The organism is Halostagnicola alkaliphila, from assembly GCF_055379965.1.
The window spans coordinates 2,930,445-2,945,113 of record NZ_AP043826.1 but is presented as its reverse complement, the minus strand read 5'-3'; the positions used below and the strand labels follow the sequence as shown (position 1 = coordinate 2,945,113).

The window sequence follows — 14,669 nt, the reverse complement described above, 5'->3', positions numbered from 1 at the left end:
TCACGCTCTCAATGTTATGGAAGCGAGCGTGGTGAACATCGCTTCTTCTGTTCTCACCACGCCGCTTCCCTGGTTCGGAACCGTATTGAGCCAGAGGTCGAACCCCGGATCGCCGTTGGGTTCGACGTCTGCGTCGTCCTCCGCATCGAGCCGTTCGACGCCGTCTTTCTGAACGGCGTCTGCGTCGTCCTCCGCATCGAGCCGTTCGACGCCGTCTTTCTGAACGGCGTCGGCGTCGATGCCGAGGATTGCCGGCAGCCCTCTTTCGGGCGCACCGAACGCGACGGTAAGACCGTCCCGTTCGATCCGTCCGGCCAGCGTCTCGAGTTTCCCGACAGTGAGCGATTCACCGAACCGGGAAGCTGCGATTCGGACGCCAGCGTCCTCACGGCTGAGGGCCGCCGAAAGGTCCGTTTCCTCGATCGAAAGCCCCTGTGTAGGCTTGTCGATGATTTTCGCACGGACCGGTCGTCGCGAAGAGATCCTGACTGTCACGCGCTCTCCCTCCTCGAGTGCCATATCCGACGGCACGTTGAGAGAGATCGGGTGTTGCATCCCGCAATTGACCCGGACGCGTTGATCAGGTCCGACCTCGGTCACGATTCCTTGTCTTTTCGACCCCGAATCGTCGGATTCGGAGCCGGTCTGTGACGTGGCGCGGAGCGGCGGTAAGACGCCCACGTACTCCAGTTCGTCCCGCTTGCCCCAGATCTCCTTTCGAAGATGCGGAGGCGTCGTGGCGTACCGCAGTACGGTGCTTACGAACCCGCCGCCGAGATCGCCCCGTTCGCCGTCCCGATCTGGGTAGACGATCAGGCGATCAACCCGATAAATCGTCGCCGCGCGGGCGACGTAGCCGAGCTTGCGAGTTGCCTCGCGTTTGTCTTCGGCTTCTCGAGCGAGTGACGACGGCACGAGTACGCTTGTGGTCATACCGTGACGCTTCGGCGCCTCGTCACTAGACTGTAGCGATATTTCCCGACGAGATCTTAAAAGGGTAGCGGAATCCCGTTCCGGCTGTGAACCTCTCACAGTATCGAATTCGTGCGTATCAGCCACACGCATAGTTTGGCTGCGTAACGTGTTCGATTTCTCGAGTCACTTTGGGCGGATCGGCACGTTTCTCAAGGTGTGGAACTCGAGACACTGAAATCGCCGCCCTCGTGTGATTGTCTCTCGAGAGCGCCTCGATTCGCAACCCTTATACATCCCTCCAGATGTATTTAGAAGTGTAGCAGGGCGTTGGTAGTGTAGTGGTATCACGTGACCTTGCCATGGTCACAACCTGGGTTCAAATCCCAGCCAACGCACTTCTGTCGCGAACAAACTCGTGAGCGACAGTAGTCGACTGGATTTGAATCAGGGAGCTCGCAGCCGAGCAACGCGAGGTCGTGCGACCGTGGTTCAAATCCCAGCCAACGCATTTTTCCAAACTCACTTTCCACGACCATTACGTAGCAACGCGAGTATTCAAGTTTGGAAAAATCAATCTGATTTGAACGAAAGAAGTCGCACGCTCACGAGCAGTGCGCGGTTCGGAACGAAGTGAGAACCGCGATGCGAGCGGCTTACCGCGAGCAACGCGAGTGAGATCGTCTTCGAGTTGTTCAAATCCCAGCCAACGCACTTCTGTCGCGAACAATTCATTCCTCGAAGAGCTGCTTTGCTCGGCGGTATATCGGAGATCCAAGCCAGTCACGATTTTCGGCCAACATTTCGACCCGCTCCCGAGCCTGCTGGTTTTCGAGTTCACCACGTTTGACCAGCGCCTTCAGGAGAAGCGGTGAAATGGCCACCTTCGAATGAGTCACGGTCTGTAGCTCTGGGAGCGCCCGGAAATCGTCAGTTACCAAGAAGTCTGCGTCAAGTTCTTTCGCGAGCGTGACACAGCTTGCTTCTCCCTGATCGATTCGGGACGAGTGTCTCGTTGATTCGTTTGTGAGATGGACGACGTACTCTTCTTCGTGCTCGAGGACTGCCATTGCAGCGGTTCCGTGAATGTTATCATACTCCGCCGTGTTTTCGAGTTCCTGTCTCACCGATTCGGTTGTGTGACTATCGAACTGTTCGAGGACGATTTCGAGAGAATTAGCAGTTGCGAGAGAGATAGCGGCGCTTGTATCGATAACGATCATACTGAAGCCATCCTACAGATTCGCGAGTTCGTCACCCTGATCGAGAATCGTTTTCGAGGTTCGAACGGCTTCGGCATCCTGTCGCCCGATAAACTCTCGTAGCGTCTCGAATTCGATTCGGTCGTCGAGATAGAGTTCGACGACAGCTTCTTTGAACTTCTCGTCGTCTTCGACTTCTTCGAAGTACGCTTGGAGAGCTTCTTTGAGTATCTCTGTTCGGTTTCTGTGCGTAACCTCGGCTGCAACGTCGGCTTTCTCGACCAACTCTTCTGGCAGGCGGAAATTTACTCGTGTTGTACCCATATTGGTTCCTCTGTTGTACACACATTGTATGTACGCCCTCATAAACGTTATCCGAGCGGTTGAATCGTCGTCACTGAACCGCGACTCACTGTGCGAGAACGATTTCGTCTCACTCCAAACACGTCCCGGAAATACGCTCGAGCGCCTCTGGTTCGCCGACCGGCCCGTCCGGCTCGACGGGTTGCTCGAAGTAATAGATCGTCAGGTCCGTGATCTCGTGCTCCGAACGATCACAGAGGTACTCGAGTAGGGGTTCGTACTGGCTCTCGTCGGCGTGGCTCATATCTGTCCCGTAACGCTTCCAGAGCGTCGTCGGGAACGCCTGGTCGGGATCCGGCGGGCGATCCAGCGTGGCTTGACCGCCGTGGATGAGGTCGATCGTCTCCCCGGACTCGAGTTCGGCTTCGGCGACGTACCCGATCGAGGCGTCCGGCGGACTCGGGGCGAAGAACGTCCAGCCGACGTCGCCCATGCCTTCTTCCAGTTCCGAAGCGGGCGAGTCGACCAGACCGAGCTGAGCAGTCTGCCAAAAAACCAACGTGAGGAGCACGACGACGAGGAATCCGGACGCACAAATTCGCCCGATTCGGCGGGCTGCGGACGGAACCGTAATCGACGGAACCGAACGTGACTCGAGCGGGGAACCGCGAGGAAGGCTGGCCCGGATGCTGGTTTCGATGCGCTCAAGCGCGTCTCGAGTTCGACTCCGCTCGATCACGTCCCAGACTGCCGGCGGGAGGAACAACAGTAATCCGGTTATCAGCACGAAGGGGAACACACCGAGACGCATCGTCGCGGCCATTCCGAGGTGGGTGCAGACGAACGCGACGACGACCGCGGTTCGGAGCTTCCCGGCGAATAGGACGAGAAGCGGAGCGGCCGACAGCGTCGCGATCCAGAGCCAGTTGACCGCAGTTAGGGCCGTCGAGAGGTCCGAGAGGTACGGACCGAGCAGAACGACGAACTGCTCGAGATGCATGGTTCGCCGGACGGCGATTCCGTTCATCCAGGCCTCGCTCTGGAACTTGAAGGCCGCGTTCGTCGCGTAGATGAGGACGATGTGGACGAGAATCGTAACCGTCGCAACGGAGACGACTTGCGCCGCGTCGCCGGTCACCCCGTCTTCTGTTTCACCAGTCCCTGCTCGTTCTCGGTCGCCGGTGACTTCCCGAGACCGTTCTCGAGCGGTTCTTCGGGCATCGAGCGACCATCGAGCCCCGAGCGGGAGGAACAGACCGAGAAACAGGAACGAGCTCAGGATGGTGTCGCCGCCGTTGAGAACGTACGGATTTCGGGCCTGGAGCGAGGCGAGGAGGACGAACGAAACGAACGTCGCGAGGCGAGTTCGGTAGCCGAGAGACAGAGAGACGGCGAAGAGTCCGGCGACCGCGAACAGAACCGCTTGCACCCACATCGATCCTGCTAGCGCGTGGATCGACGCCGATGCGAACGCGGGATACACTTCCGCGAGCGCGGACCGCGGAAGCACGCCTGCGTCGGTGTAGAACGGCACGGTTCCCGGGACTCGAAGGAGGAGCAGATCGAAGAGGATGACGACGCCGAGTCCGATCCGGAACGCAGCGAGAGCCCGACGGTCGATTCCGAGTCGCGATCCGATCACCGAACGGGCGCTCGAGGAATCATCTGAACTGCTGGAAACCCGGCTGGGTGCGATAGAGGGATCGTCGGCCATGCAACAAACTCAATCGCTTTCGGGGTTGTCAAGCCCTCTATAAGTGTTTTCCCCTCCGGCGGTCAGAACCGATCGGCGCGAGATATAACTGCTGACGACGAGAACGGTCTCATATGCAGGTCGCTATTCTCACGATCGGTGACGAACTGCTCGCCGGGCAAACGACGAACACGAACGCGTCGTGGCTGGGCTCGCAGATCACCGACCGCGGCGGCTCCGTCCGCCGGATTCTGACGATCCCCGACGATCGGGAACTCATCGCAGAGACCGTCTCACGGTGGAGCGAGACGTTCGACGCCGTCGTCGTTACCGGGGGCCTCGGCGGGACGCCGGACGACGTCACGATCGAGGCGGTCGCGGCCGGACTCGAGCGAGACCTCGTGGTCTTTCCCGACGTTCGAGAACAAATCGTAGAAAAGGGACGCGAACTCCGGGCGGAACGGCCGGAGTTCTTCGAGGAATACGACCTCAAGTTCGACGTCGACGCCGCGGCCTCGCTTCCGGAGGGGGCCAGACCGGTCGTTACGGACGCGGGCTGGTCGCCGGGCTGCGTGGTCGAGAACGTCTATGTCTTCGCCGGGATTCCGGACGAGATGAAGGCCATGTTCGAAGTGGTCGACGCCGAATTTACGGGCAACGTCGTTTCGAGGACCGTGTTCACGCCGGCTCCGGAGGGGTCTCTTCGAGCGGTTCTCGAGGGCGTGACCGACGAGTTCGATGTCTCGGTCGGCAGTTATCCCCAGAGTGAGGACCGGTTAGGACGGCTGCGCGTTACGGGCAACGACGAGGACGCCGTCGAGGATGCGGCGGCGTGGATCCGAGAGCGGGTCGAGACGGGCCAGCCCTCCGAGCCGAACTAGTCTTCGGGTTCGACCAGTCGACAACCGCCGACGAACGACCAACCGCCGACGAACGACTAAACGCCGGCGAAAGGGCCGCGCGGATATACTGCCGACTATTTTATACTCTCCACGATAACCTTGGCGAACGAATGTTTCCCGAGACCTTCGAAACCGACCGTATCGAGTTCCGGCGACTCTCTCGAGAGACGATCGAACCACTCGAGCTGTACGAATACCGGAAGCCGGGAAGCGGGTTCGACGAGGTCGCAACGCATCTGACGGATGACGTCCATCACACTCCGAACGAATCGCGGGAGTATCTCCTCGAGTCCGAGGAACGATGGGACGAACGCACGCGTGCGAACTGGGTGATGTATCCGGCCGCTGGAGAGCCACGAAGCGGCGAGTTCGCGGGCGTCGCCAGCCTCATCCCGCTCTGGGAGAAACGAACCGCTCGACTGGGCGTCTGGCTCAGGAAACCGTTCTGGGGTCGAGGCTACTCGGGCGAACGAGCCGCCGCGTTGATCGAACTCGCGTTCGAAAAGCTCGATCTCGAGCTTGTTTCGGCGGGGTATCTGGCCGGGAACGAGAATTCCAAGCGGGCCATCGAAAAGTACGTCGACCGTTTCGGCGGCGAGTACGACGGGCTCCTCCGGAACTGGGTCCCGATCGAAGATTCGGTTCGTGACCTTCACCGCTACACGATCACTCGAGAGCAGTATCGCGAGTCGCGACGTTCCTCGGATTCGAGGTGAGACGAGCGGGCGACCGAGGCTATCTGTCCGTTACTCGAGCGGCCGAGAAACGAGCTCGCCCCAGTGGTCGAACCCGTATCGCTCGTAGAAGGCCTGGGCGCGGTCGTTAGCCCGATCGACGTCGAGGACGACGCGCTCGAGGGGGAGGTCCTGTTCGGAAAGAACCTCGAGCGCGCGTTCCATGAGTCGGTCGGCAACACCAGTTCCTCGGTGTGGCTCGGCGACGAAGAGTTCGTTTACGACGCCGGCATCCCAGACGAGCGAGAGCGACTCTGGCAGGACGAATATATACCCGACGAGATGTTCGCCTCCGTCGGTCGTTCGACCGGCAGTCGCGTTCCGTTCGGCAACAAGGATGGATTGGGCTGATTCTTCGGTACAGCGTTCGGCCCACTCGAGATACCGAGTTCGGTACTCGCCTGTCAGTTTCTGCTTGTAGATCTCGGCTTTCTGTTCGCCCCCAGTATCAGTTCCCAGTCCGAGTTCGAACTGGCGCTTGAGCCGCCAGAGGCCGTCGCGGTCCGTCTCGAGGTCGGCGGAGCGAATCTCGATCGACATGCCGGAGAATTGAAATCGAGCCGTGTGGCTCTATCGATTGGTGGTGGTGCGTTTCGACCTAACATCTATGAAACTGTCTTTGATCTGATTCTTTCGGTACGTACAGTACGAGGACTTACCGCTGTCGCATCCGTGCGAGCGAAGCGAGCACGGTTCACCGACGCGAAGCCGAAGGCCGAGCTGTCGGCCTTTTTCATCGAATTTTTTGCGCCGAGCGGTTCCGAGCGCAGCGAGGAATCCCGAGGCGGAAAAGTTCGTTGCGCAGCTGTAGTGAACGGCTGATACATGCGACGTGGCACCCGCTCAGTCCTAAAGGGCGGGCTTTCTCTTTGTCCTCCCGCATCCAAAACATTGGTTGTCGATCGAACGCTGATTCCGAGGAACGAACTGTCGTTGCCGTTCAGGCAATCTGGTCTTCGTACTCCTCGTCCGCCAACAACGCCTCGAGTTCGTCTTCCTCCGCAGGCTCGATCTCGAGCATCCAACCGTCGCCGAACGGGTCGTCGTTGACGAGTTCGGGCGTGTCGAAGAGTTCCTCGTTAACCGCGACGACCTCGCCGCTAACGGGCGCGTAGAGGTCCGAAACGGCCTTAATGGACTCAATAACGCCGAACTCTTCGTCCTGGACGACGTCGTCGCCTTCGTCGGGAAGTTCGACGAACACGACGTCGCCCAGTTCGTCCTGTGCGAAGTCCGTGATGCCGACGCGGACGACGCCGTCTGTCTCGAGTGCCCACTCGTGCGATTCTTGGTACCGTCTGTCTGCTGGGATGTCGAAGCTCATTATACTGTGTCGATGAACGGAATCGTTTCAACTCTTGCTTTCTTGGACTGTCCGCGAACGATGACGTTGAGTGTCGTTCCCGGGTCCGCGTACTCGACCGGAACGTAGCCGAGTCCGATCGGTGACTCGAGGGTCGGACTCATCGTCCCGCTCGTGATCGTGCCGACGACGCGGCTGTCGGTGTTGGTGATATCGTAACCGTGTCTCGGGACACCGCGATCGATCAGTTTGATGCCGACGAGTTTCTCTTCGACACCTTCGACGGACGCTCCTTCGAGGGCGTCCCGGCCGACGAATTCGGTCTCGAGTTTGACCGCAAATCCGATGCGGGCCTCGTAGGGGTTTCGGGGATTAGATTCCCGGTCGAAATCCTGGCCGGCGAGGAGGTAGCCAGCTTCGATTCGGAGTGTATCGCGAGCGCCCAGTCCGCACGGCTGGCAGTCGAACGCCGACCAGACCGTCTCGGCGTCGCTCCATGGGACGACGAATTCGAACCCGTCCTCTCCCGTGTACCCGGTTCGAGCCGTCCAGCATTCGATTCCCGCGACCGTGGCGTACCGCGCTTCGAACCGAGGGATATCCGTGATCGATCCCTCGACGACATCGCCGACGAGACCGGCCGCGTTCGGTCCCTGTACGGCGAACATCGCGTACTCGTCGGTCATGTTGTCTACCGTCGCCTCGAGGTTCCACTCGTTTCGGTAACTGATCCAACGCTCGTGCATTGTCTCGTCGTTACCGGCGTTCGGAACGAACAGATACGTCTCTGCCCCGTCTTCGTCGGGGAGCCGATAAATCACCGTATCGTCGATGATCGTGCCGTCTTCGTCGGTAATGGCCGCGTACTGGGAGTCACCGACCTCGAGCGCCGCCACGTCGTTCGTAGTGAGCCGTTGCATGAGTCGGGTCGAATCCGGGCCGGTGACGTGAACCTCGCCCATGTGCGAGACGTCGAACTTTCCGGCGTCCTCCCGGACCGCAAGGTGTTCGTCGCGGATCGACTCGAACTCGACGGGCATATCCCAGCCGCCGAACTCGGTAAACTTCGCTCCGTAATCGTCGTGGACCCCACGTAACGGCGGCGTCTGAAGCGGCATAATCGACTGGACACCCCCGGGACAGTAATGTCTTTTCGTCGCTGTGGCCGATCCGACCCGGCTCACCGCCCACCGCTCCGTCCCGGACGAATAACGTGTACTGTGATCGCCACGAGTACTGTCGGCGGAATCCTCTCGCTCGTATCGAACCTCCAGGAGTACCGCTTTAGGGGTGGACGAACCACTTCTCGTATGGACATTCGAGAAGCGTTGCGAGGCATTACTTGTCCGATGATCACTCCATTCGCCGACGGGACCGTCGATACCGGTGCAGTGACCGATCTGATCGACCACCTCGAGTCGGGGTCGATCGACGCGTTGTTTCCGGCCGGGACGACAGGCGAGTTCGCGAGTTTGTCGCCGGACGAACGGCGACTGGTTGTCGAACACACCGCCGAACGGGCATCGGTTCCCGTTGTTGCAGGCGCGTCGGCAACGGACGTCGAATCCGCAGTCGAAGCGATCGATATCGCTTCCGCAGCGGGAGCAGACGCAACGGTTCTCACGCCACCGTACTTCCATACGGCGAACGCACCGCAGGGAAACCAGCGATTCTTCGAGGCCGTCGCCGATCGGTCGTCTCTCCCGCTGTTGTTGTACAACATTCCCGCTTGTACCGGCCGACAGATCGCGCCGGAAACCGTCGTCGCCCTGGCTGACCACGACCAAATACTCGGTCTCAAAGACTCGAGCGGTGATCTCGAGTACTTTTTGACGGTGCTGGGCCGAACCTCGGACGCGTTTCTCATGCTTCAGGGGTACGACTCGCTTCTCGTCCCGGCGATGCGGATGGGAGCAGACGGGGGCGTCAACGCGCTCTCGAACGTGCTCCCGGAGGTGTACGACAAAGCAATCGACCGTGCACACGGCGAACCCGGTCGAACGCTTCAGGAGAACGCTATCAGTCCGTTGTTCGAGTCGTGCAAGGAGTTCGGATTTGCACCGGCGACGAAAACCGCACTCGCTCACCGAGGAGTAATCCAGTCAGATCGCGTCCGGCCGCCGCTGGTGGCTGTCGAAGACGAGGGTGCGAACCGGATCGGTGAATCAGTCGAGCAGGCGCTCACCACCGTTGGGAGTTAATCCGAGCGGTCGTCGGAATACTTCCATTTGTCGAAAACGATAACCGATGACTATTGTTGCTGAATCGTATCTGCGCCGTAATCCACTAGTTCCGACGCTAACACCTCCAAAATAGAAAGACTCTTTCGTAGTGTATCTCCTCTTGTCTTGTATCAAATGGCCCGAAGAGAAGACGTGGAGAGAGTGTTAGCTACTTGCGTGAACTGCGACTCTGTGTATGCGGCACGACAGTGGCCGGATGGCGACATCAAGATCATCGGTCAGGATGGCTGTAGTTGCGGTGAAAGCACGTTCGAAATCGTCGAACAGGCCGATGTCCTCGACGACCCAGACGAGTTCGACGCGGCTGCCGGAACGGGCGCCGAGTAGGCGGCCTTCGTCGTACGGGGAACCGACGGCGAACTCGAGGACGAGTCGGCTGGTCTGGCGAACAGTTTCAGAAATGCGGCTACGAGGTCAACGCGGACTACAACGCAGCGAAAAATATCGGGCTACGATACGCCCGAAAACGGCAGCATAGACTCCGTTCCTCGCCCATGTCGGAGAGCGGAGACGTCTTGGAAAGCGGAGCTTTCCAATGGTCAGGAAATCTTCGATTTCCTTCGACACCAGTAGACGTGCGTATACATGGTGGGATGGTGAACGGCGACGGTCACCAGCCTATTGCTGGGGACTGATTGCTGGGAGTCCACATCAAAGCCCTACCCTCAACGAGCGAACCCCGTATGGGGGTGAGCGAAGTAGGGTAGGGTAGTTTACAGAACGGCTGTCGGTCTCGTTCCTTTCGTCACACCTATTTCGCGACCCCCGCTACGGAGTAGTATCTATGTCCATCTTCGACCGCGTTCGCTCTCGTCTCGAGTCTTCGTCTGGCCCTGATTCCGACTCTGGTTCTGATTCGCCGCCGACCGTCGGACTCTTCGTCGACGGACCGAACGTTCTTCGGGACGAGTTCGACGTTGATCTAGATGATGTCCGGGACGAAGCGCTTGAGTACGGACGCGTCGGAATCACCAGGCTCTATCTCGACGAACACGCGACGCCAGGATTGATTCAGGCCGCGGAGGCCCGCGGCTACGAGGTGGTCATCACGAGCGGTGACGTCGACGTCAAACTCGCCGTCGATGCGACCGCTTTCACCGCCGACGAAACCGTCGATACCCTCGTTATCGCCTCTCGGGACACGGATTTCAAGCCGGTACTCGAGTACGCGGGCACGGCCGGCATTCACACCGTCGCGATCGCACCGGGGAGTCACGGTCGCTCCGATGCGCTTCGGAACGCGGCCGACGAGGGCGTAACGTTATCGGAATAGTATCACGCAACGCCAGGTACCGAAAGAAGCAACCTGTTCGGAGATCGTTTCCAATTGTTCGTAAATCATCCCGGCCCGCTTTCGCGTGAGGAGCTGCTTATCCGAACTTGCCCGTGATGTAGTCCTCGACGCGCTGGCTTTCTGGATTGTTGAAGATCTTGTTCGTCTCGTCGAACTCCACGAGTCGACCCCCGGTCAGGAAGACGGCGGTCTTATCCGAGATTCGGGCGGCCTGTTGCATGTTGTGGGTGACGATAACGACCGTGTACTCCTGGGAGAGCTCCTCGACGAGATCCTCGATTTTCGAGGTTGCAACGGGATCTAGGGCGCTCGCTGGCTCGTCCATCAAGATGACTTCGGGGTCAGGGGCAATCGCGCGGGCGATACAGAGGCGCTGTTGTTGGCCGCCGGAAAGATCGAGACCCGACGAATCGAGCTGGTCTTTGACTTCGTCCCAGAGCGCGGCGCGCTCGAGGGCCTGCTGGACCTGTTCGTCGACGTCGTCTTCCTGATCCTGGACGCGAAGGCCGTAGGCGACGTTGTCGAAGATGCTCTTTGGGAACGGGTTCGGTTTCTGGAAGACCATCCCGATCTTCCGACGGAGCGCGACGGGATCGACGTCGTCGTCGTAGACGTTCTTGCCGTGGAAGTAGAGGTCGCCCTCGACTCGGGCGACATCGATCAGATCGTTCATTCGGTTGATCGAGCGTAGGAACGTCGACTTTCCACAGCCCGAGGGGCCGATGAGTGCCGTCACCTGCCGTTCCGGGATGTCCATGTCGATCTCGTCGAGGGCTTGTTCGTCGCCGTAAAAGACCTCGAGATTTCGAGACTGGATCACGGCCTGATCACCCCAGGCGTCCTCGATCGGCTCGCTCGAGGTGGTTTCTTCCGGGGGAGAATCGTCGATCTGGTGCTTCGAGACCGTCTCAGGTCCGCCGCTGTTTGCCGTCATACGGGTTACGTATTCGTTGGTCCTCAGGCAGTTACCTGTTCCGGAATCGAGCGCCGAGCGAGCACGCTCGGAACTCGCAAAGTACTGCCCGTTGGTTGAATCTAGTTATTCGTATCTACCGATCCGAGCGCGGTTCGAAGCGAGTAAACGACGAGTTACGCTCGGCGGTCGTACTTGTTCCTGATGAAAATCGCGACTGCGTTCATCAGCAACAAGATCGCGAGCAAGACGACGATCCCGGCGGCAGCGACGTGTTGGAAATCGCCTTCGGGTAAACTCGCCCACTCGAAGATTTGCATCGGCATCGCGGCGAATGGGCCCGTGGGATCAGTTAATTCCGGCGGGGCGAACATCGACGTGGCAGCACCGACCATTAGAATCGGTGCTGTTTCGCCGATCGCCCGCGAGAGCGAGAGAATTATTCCGGTCATGATCCCCGGGACCGCCTCGGGAAGTACGACGTTTCGGACGGTTTGCCACTTCGTCGCGCCCGATCCGTAGGATGCGCGACGCATCGAGTCCGGGACGGCCCGGAGCGCCTCCTGTGAGGAGACGATGACGATCGGGAGGATGAGTAGTGTCAATGTCAGCGCGCCCGCGATAAGGCTCGCGCCGGTGTGGAGCGCCCGGACGAACATCGCCAGTCCGAGTAGACCGTAGACGATCGACGGAACACCGGCGAGATTGGAGATGTTCGCCTCGATGAACTGCGTGAGTCGGGTATCCGGCGCGTACTCTTCGAGATAGATCGCGGCACCGACACCGAGGACGAGCGTAAAGATCGCGGTCAGGCTGATCAGATAGATCGACCCCACTAGCGCAGGGTAGATCCCGCCGGGTCCTGTTGGGAGATCGCCGTAGTTTGCGGGGTTGTAGTTCTCGACCAACTGCGACGGAGGATAGGTCAAGAATTCCCAGGTAAGCCATCCCCACGCCTCGACGAGCACGTCAAGTAACAGGGCGACCAGTGCAACGATGCCGACCATCGTCGCGCCGACGCAGAGGCCGAGGAACACTCGGCCGATCTGGCGTTTGCGTTTGATCGAAGTACCGTCGAACTCGAACTCTTCGGACTCAGTTGGAGCGCTCATTCGTACTCCTCCCGGTACCGTGACCGGATCCACATACTGCCGATGTTCATCGTGAATGTCATGATGAATAGCGTCAAGCCGATCGCGAACAGGCTCTGGTAGCCGATCGAGCCGACGGAGGCGTCACCAGTCCCGATTTCGACCATAAATGCGGTCATCGTCTGGACCTCATCGAGCGGATTCGTCGTTATCTGAGAGAGCGCACCTGCGGCGAGCGCCACCGCCATCGTCTCACCGATTGCCCGCGAAATCGCCAGAATATACGCAGCCAGGATTCCCGACAGCGATGCGGGGACGACGACCTGTGTCGACACCTCGAACTTCGTCGCGCCGAGGCCGTAGGCCGCATTTCGAAGCGAGTCCGGAACCGAACTCATCGCGTCTTCCGAAAGCGACGACACCATCGGAATGATCATTACACCGACGACGATCGCGCCCGACGCCGCGTTGAACGTTCCCGTTTCCGGGAAGAAAAACTGAATCACCGGCGTAATGAACGACAGGGCGAAAAAGCCGTAGACGATCGTCGGGATGCCTGCGAGAACCTCGAGTGTCGGTTTGACCGTTTTTCGCACGCGCTGGTCGGCGTATTCGGAGAGGTAAATCGCGGTAAGCGTTCCGACCGGAATCGCGACCAGTGCCGAGCCGACGGTGATCATAAGCGTTCCCCAGACCAGCGGTAACACACCAAATCCGGGATCGTCCGTCGCCCGCGGGGACCAGTCGGTGCTGGTCAAGTACTCGAGGAGAGACACCTCCGAGAAGAAATCGAGCGCGCCGTTTACCAGAACGGCGATAATCGCGACCGTCGTCGCGACGGTTACCAGCGCACAGCCGAAGAATACGTAATGTGCGAACCGGTCACCGAGCCCGCCGACGTCGTTCGTGCTTCTGGAGAGGTCGATCGAATCAGAACTCATGTGTGCTCCTCGATTGCATTTTCGAGTTTCTCGCGTTGGGTAGAAACTGTCTCCTCGGGAACTGCGTAGAACCCGACCTCACGTGCTGTCTCTCGAGTGTTTTCGAGGTAGTATCGTAAGAACTCACGGTAGACCTCCCGACTCAGTTCCTCCGTTCGGACGTACAGATACATCGGCCGAGCAAGCGGTGTGTACCGATCTTCTTCGTCGTCGGCTTCGATCGTTTCCGGGGTCGGGCGCGTACACCCGTTTCCGTCGTCGATCCCGATCAGTTCGAGGTCGTCTTCGTTCTCGTAGTAGTAGCCAGCACCGCCGAACCCGATCGCGTCCTCGTTTCCGCGAACGCCTCTGACGATGACGTTGGTATCGGGGGAACCGCTGTAATCGTCGCGAATGTTTGCGACGCCGCCCGTCGCTTCCTCGGTAAAGTAGTCGAACGTCCCGGATGCCGCGTCGCGTCCGTAAAACGAAATCTCTTCGTCGGGCCAATCGTCATCGATATCCGCCCAGGTTTGGATCGGCGAGTCGTTTCGCCAGAGCTCTTCGAGCTGGTCGGTCGTGAGACAATCACACCAGTCGTTATCTGGGTGTTTCATAACCGCGATTCCGTCCATCACGACCTCGAGCTCGAGGACGTCCTCGTCCGGATCGATGCCGTTCTCACGGCAGAGTTCCCGTTCATCGTCACTGATCTCACGGCTCGCGTTCTGGAGGTCCGTCTCGCCCAAACAGAACTGTTGGAATCCGGCGCCGGTGCCGGATCCGCTGACGGGGATTTGCACTTGATTGTTTTGCCAGAGGAATTGCTCTGCAACGAGCGCACTGTTGGGCAACAGCGTGTTCGAGCCGTCGACGACGATTCGCCCCTCGAGTCCACTGTCTTCACCGCGGGTGAGACACCCGGCCAGCCCGGCCAGGGCTGTTCCCGCGGTGCCGAGCAGAACGCGACGGCGAGAAACGCCCTCGCCGCGTCCTGCTGTCGGCTCAGTTTCCATCACGAAATCATTAGAAGATGGGATCTAAATACCCTTCTATTATCTCTATATAGTACTATGTGGGTCAACCGTTAACAGCCCATTATCTATTGCTGTCTACTGACCACCTAATCGCGTGTGTAACGGTGTATGGCGCGTTTATG

General features: G+C 59.4%; 16 protein-coding genes, 1 tRNA gene and 1 pseudogene. 7 read left to right on the top strand and 11 right to left on the bottom strand.

The annotated features are described in order from the left end of the window. Entirely contained in the window at positions 1–933 is a 933-nt protein-coding gene (locus tag ACZ5C7_RS20060; protein ID WP_464378024.1) for a putative RNA uridine N3 methyltransferase, read from the bottom strand. A gap of 306 nt (positions 934–1,239) precedes the next feature. Between ACZ5C7_RS20060 and ACZ5C7_RS20055 the strand changes: the two genes are divergently transcribed. Beyond that, a tRNA-Gly gene (locus ACZ5C7_RS20055) sits at positions 1,240–1,310 on the top strand. Positions 1,311–1,643: 333 nt separating this feature from the next. Here the strand turns inward: ACZ5C7_RS20055 and ACZ5C7_RS20050 are convergent. The 3 genes from ACZ5C7_RS20050 to ACZ5C7_RS20040 all read right to left on the bottom strand — a co-directional run bounded on the left by ACZ5C7_RS20050 (position 1,644) and on the right by ACZ5C7_RS20040 (position 4,131). Beyond that, the gene (locus ACZ5C7_RS20050) at positions 1,644–2,135 is read right to left on the bottom strand and encodes a PIN domain-containing protein (RefSeq protein ID WP_464378023.1); all 492 of its coding nucleotides are present in this window, start codon (positions 2,133–2,135) and stop codon (positions 1,644–1,646) included. Between the two features lie 12 nt (positions 2,136–2,147). After that, positions 2,148–2,438, bottom strand: a complete 291-nt coding sequence (locus tag ACZ5C7_RS20045; protein ID WP_464378022.1) for a ribbon-helix-helix protein, CopG family — start codon at positions 2,436–2,438, stop codon at positions 2,148–2,150. Positions 2,439–2,547: 109 nt separating this feature from the next. Then, complete coding sequence (locus ACZ5C7_RS20040) at positions 2,548–4,131, bottom strand: HTTM domain-containing protein (protein ID WP_464378021.1); 1,584 nt, start codon at positions 4,129–4,131, stop codon at positions 2,548–2,550. Positions 4,132–4,244: 113 nt separating this feature from the next. Here ACZ5C7_RS20040 and ACZ5C7_RS20035 point away from each other — a divergent pair, with 113 nt between their 5' ends. Further along, entirely contained in the window at positions 4,245–4,991 is a 747-nt protein-coding gene (locus ACZ5C7_RS20035) for a competence/damage-inducible protein A (protein WP_464378020.1), read from the top strand. A gap of 131 nt (positions 4,992–5,122) precedes the next feature. Continuing rightward, positions 5,123–5,728 carry a GNAT family N-acetyltransferase gene (locus tag ACZ5C7_RS20030; RefSeq protein ID WP_464378019.1) on the top strand — a complete coding sequence of 202 codons (606 nt, stop codon included), beginning with the start codon at positions 5,123–5,125 and terminating at the stop codon, positions 5,726–5,728. Between the two features lie 30 nt (positions 5,729–5,758). Here ACZ5C7_RS20030 and ACZ5C7_RS20025 read toward each other — a convergent pair whose 3' ends face one another. The 3 genes from ACZ5C7_RS20025 to gcvT form a co-directional block, all read right to left on the bottom strand. After that, positions 5,759–6,286 carry a GNAT family N-acetyltransferase gene (locus ACZ5C7_RS20025; protein WP_464378018.1) on the bottom strand — a complete coding sequence of 176 codons (528 nt, stop codon included), beginning with the start codon at positions 6,284–6,286 and terminating at the stop codon, positions 5,759–5,761. A 400-nt stretch (positions 6,287–6,686) separates the two neighbouring features. Then, positions 6,687–7,070: a glycine cleavage system protein GcvH gene (gene gcvH, locus ACZ5C7_RS20020; RefSeq protein WP_464378017.1), complete on the bottom strand. Its 384-nt coding sequence runs from the start codon at positions 7,068–7,070 to the stop codon at positions 6,687–6,689. Continuing rightward, complete coding sequence (gene gcvT, locus ACZ5C7_RS20015; protein WP_464378016.1) at positions 7,070–8,167, bottom strand: glycine cleavage system aminomethyltransferase GcvT; 1,098 nt, start codon at positions 8,165–8,167, stop codon at positions 7,070–7,072. The genes gcvH and gcvT overlap by 1 nt, the downstream gene beginning before the upstream one ends. Before the next feature lie 192 nt (positions 8,168–8,359). Here gcvT and ACZ5C7_RS20010 point away from each other — a divergent pair, with 192 nt between their 5' ends. The 4 genes and pseudogenes from ACZ5C7_RS20010 to ACZ5C7_RS19995 all read left to right on the top strand — a co-directional run bounded on the left by ACZ5C7_RS20010 (position 8,360) and on the right by ACZ5C7_RS19995 (position 10,565). After that, entirely contained in the window at positions 8,360–9,250 is an 891-nt protein-coding gene (locus tag ACZ5C7_RS20010; RefSeq protein WP_464378015.1) for a dihydrodipicolinate synthase family protein, read from the top strand. A 213-nt stretch (positions 9,251–9,463) separates the two neighbouring features. Further along, positions 9,464–9,619: a hypothetical protein gene (locus ACZ5C7_RS20005; protein WP_464378014.1), complete on the top strand. Its 156-nt coding sequence runs from the start codon at positions 9,464–9,466 to the stop codon at positions 9,617–9,619. Positions 9,620–9,675: 56 nt separating this feature from the next. Next, positions 9,676–9,927 (top strand): annotated as a pseudogene (locus ACZ5C7_RS20000) (RNA-guided endonuclease TnpB family protein); the annotation flags it as partial. Positions 9,928–10,082: 155 nt separating this feature from the next. After that, on the top strand, positions 10,083–10,565 hold the full coding sequence (locus ACZ5C7_RS19995) for an NYN domain-containing protein (protein WP_464378485.1): 483 nt from the start codon (positions 10,083–10,085) through the stop codon (positions 10,563–10,565). A 97-nt stretch (positions 10,566–10,662) separates the two neighbouring features. On the opposite strand, the gene pstB is transcribed toward ACZ5C7_RS19995, so the two are convergent. From pstB to ACZ5C7_RS19975, 4 genes are all read right to left on the bottom strand, one after another. Beyond that, complete coding sequence (gene pstB, locus ACZ5C7_RS19990) at positions 10,663–11,520, bottom strand: phosphate ABC transporter ATP-binding protein PstB (protein ID WP_464378013.1); 858 nt, start codon at positions 11,518–11,520, stop codon at positions 10,663–10,665. A gap of 155 nt (positions 11,521–11,675) precedes the next feature. After that, positions 11,676–12,611, bottom strand: a complete 936-nt coding sequence (gene pstA, locus ACZ5C7_RS19985; RefSeq protein ID WP_464378012.1) for a phosphate ABC transporter permease PstA — start codon at positions 12,609–12,611, stop codon at positions 11,676–11,678. After that, a complete protein-coding gene (gene pstC, locus ACZ5C7_RS19980; protein ID WP_464378011.1) occupies positions 12,608–13,531 on the bottom strand; it encodes a phosphate ABC transporter permease subunit PstC in 924 nt (307 codons plus the stop codon). The genes pstA and pstC overlap by 4 nt, the downstream gene beginning before the upstream one ends. Then, on the bottom strand, positions 13,528–14,526 hold the full coding sequence (locus ACZ5C7_RS19975; protein ID WP_464378010.1) for a PstS family phosphate ABC transporter substrate-binding protein: 999 nt from the start codon (positions 14,524–14,526) through the stop codon (positions 13,528–13,530). Before ACZ5C7_RS19975 ends, pstC begins: the two co-directional genes overlap by 4 nt. Positions 14,527–14,669 lie beyond the last annotated feature (143 nt).

Coding starts and splice junctions, on each gene's coding strand:
- gcvT (WP_464378016.1), bottom strand. CDS start 8,167: ATGCCGCTTCAGACGCCGCCGTTACGTGGGGTCCACGACGATTACGGA.
- pstB (WP_464378013.1), bottom strand. CDS start 11,520: ATGACGGCAAACAGCGGCGGACCTGAGACGGTCTCGAAGCACCAGATC.
- ACZ5C7_RS20010 (WP_464378015.1), top strand. CDS start 8,360: ATGGACATTCGAGAAGCGTTGCGAGGCATTACTTGTCCGATGATCACT.
- ACZ5C7_RS20060 (WP_464378024.1), bottom strand. CDS start 933: ATGACCACAAGCGTACTCGTGCCGTCGTCACTCGCTCGAGAAGCCGAA.
- pstA (WP_464378012.1), bottom strand. CDS start 12,611: ATGAGCGCTCCAACTGAGTCCGAAGAGTTCGAGTTCGACGGTACTTCG.
- ACZ5C7_RS20050 (WP_464378023.1), bottom strand. CDS start 2,135: ATGATCGTTATCGATACAAGCGCCGCTATCTCTCTCGCAACTGCTAAT.
- pstC (WP_464378011.1), bottom strand. CDS start 13,531: ATGAGTTCTGATTCGATCGACCTCTCCAGAAGCACGAACGACGTCGGC.
- ACZ5C7_RS20040 (WP_464378021.1), bottom strand. CDS start 4,131: ATGGCCGACGATCCCTCTATCGCACCCAGCCGGGTTTCCAGCAGTTCA.
- gcvH (WP_464378017.1), bottom strand. CDS start 7,070: ATGAGCTTCGACATCCCAGCAGACAGACGGTACCAAGAATCGCACGAG.
- ACZ5C7_RS20035 (WP_464378020.1), top strand. CDS start 4,245: ATGCAGGTCGCTATTCTCACGATCGGTGACGAACTGCTCGCCGGGCAA.
- ACZ5C7_RS20030 (WP_464378019.1), top strand. CDS start 5,123: ATGTTTCCCGAGACCTTCGAAACCGACCGTATCGAGTTCCGGCGACTC.
- ACZ5C7_RS20025 (WP_464378018.1), bottom strand. CDS start 6,286: ATGTCGATCGAGATTCGCTCCGCCGACCTCGAGACGGACCGCGACGGC.
- ACZ5C7_RS19975 (WP_464378010.1), bottom strand. CDS start 14,526: ATGGAAACTGAGCCGACAGCAGGACGCGGCGAGGGCGTTTCTCGCCGT.
- ACZ5C7_RS20045 (WP_464378022.1), bottom strand. CDS start 2,438: ATGGGTACAACACGAGTAAATTTCCGCCTGCCAGAAGAGTTGGTCGAG.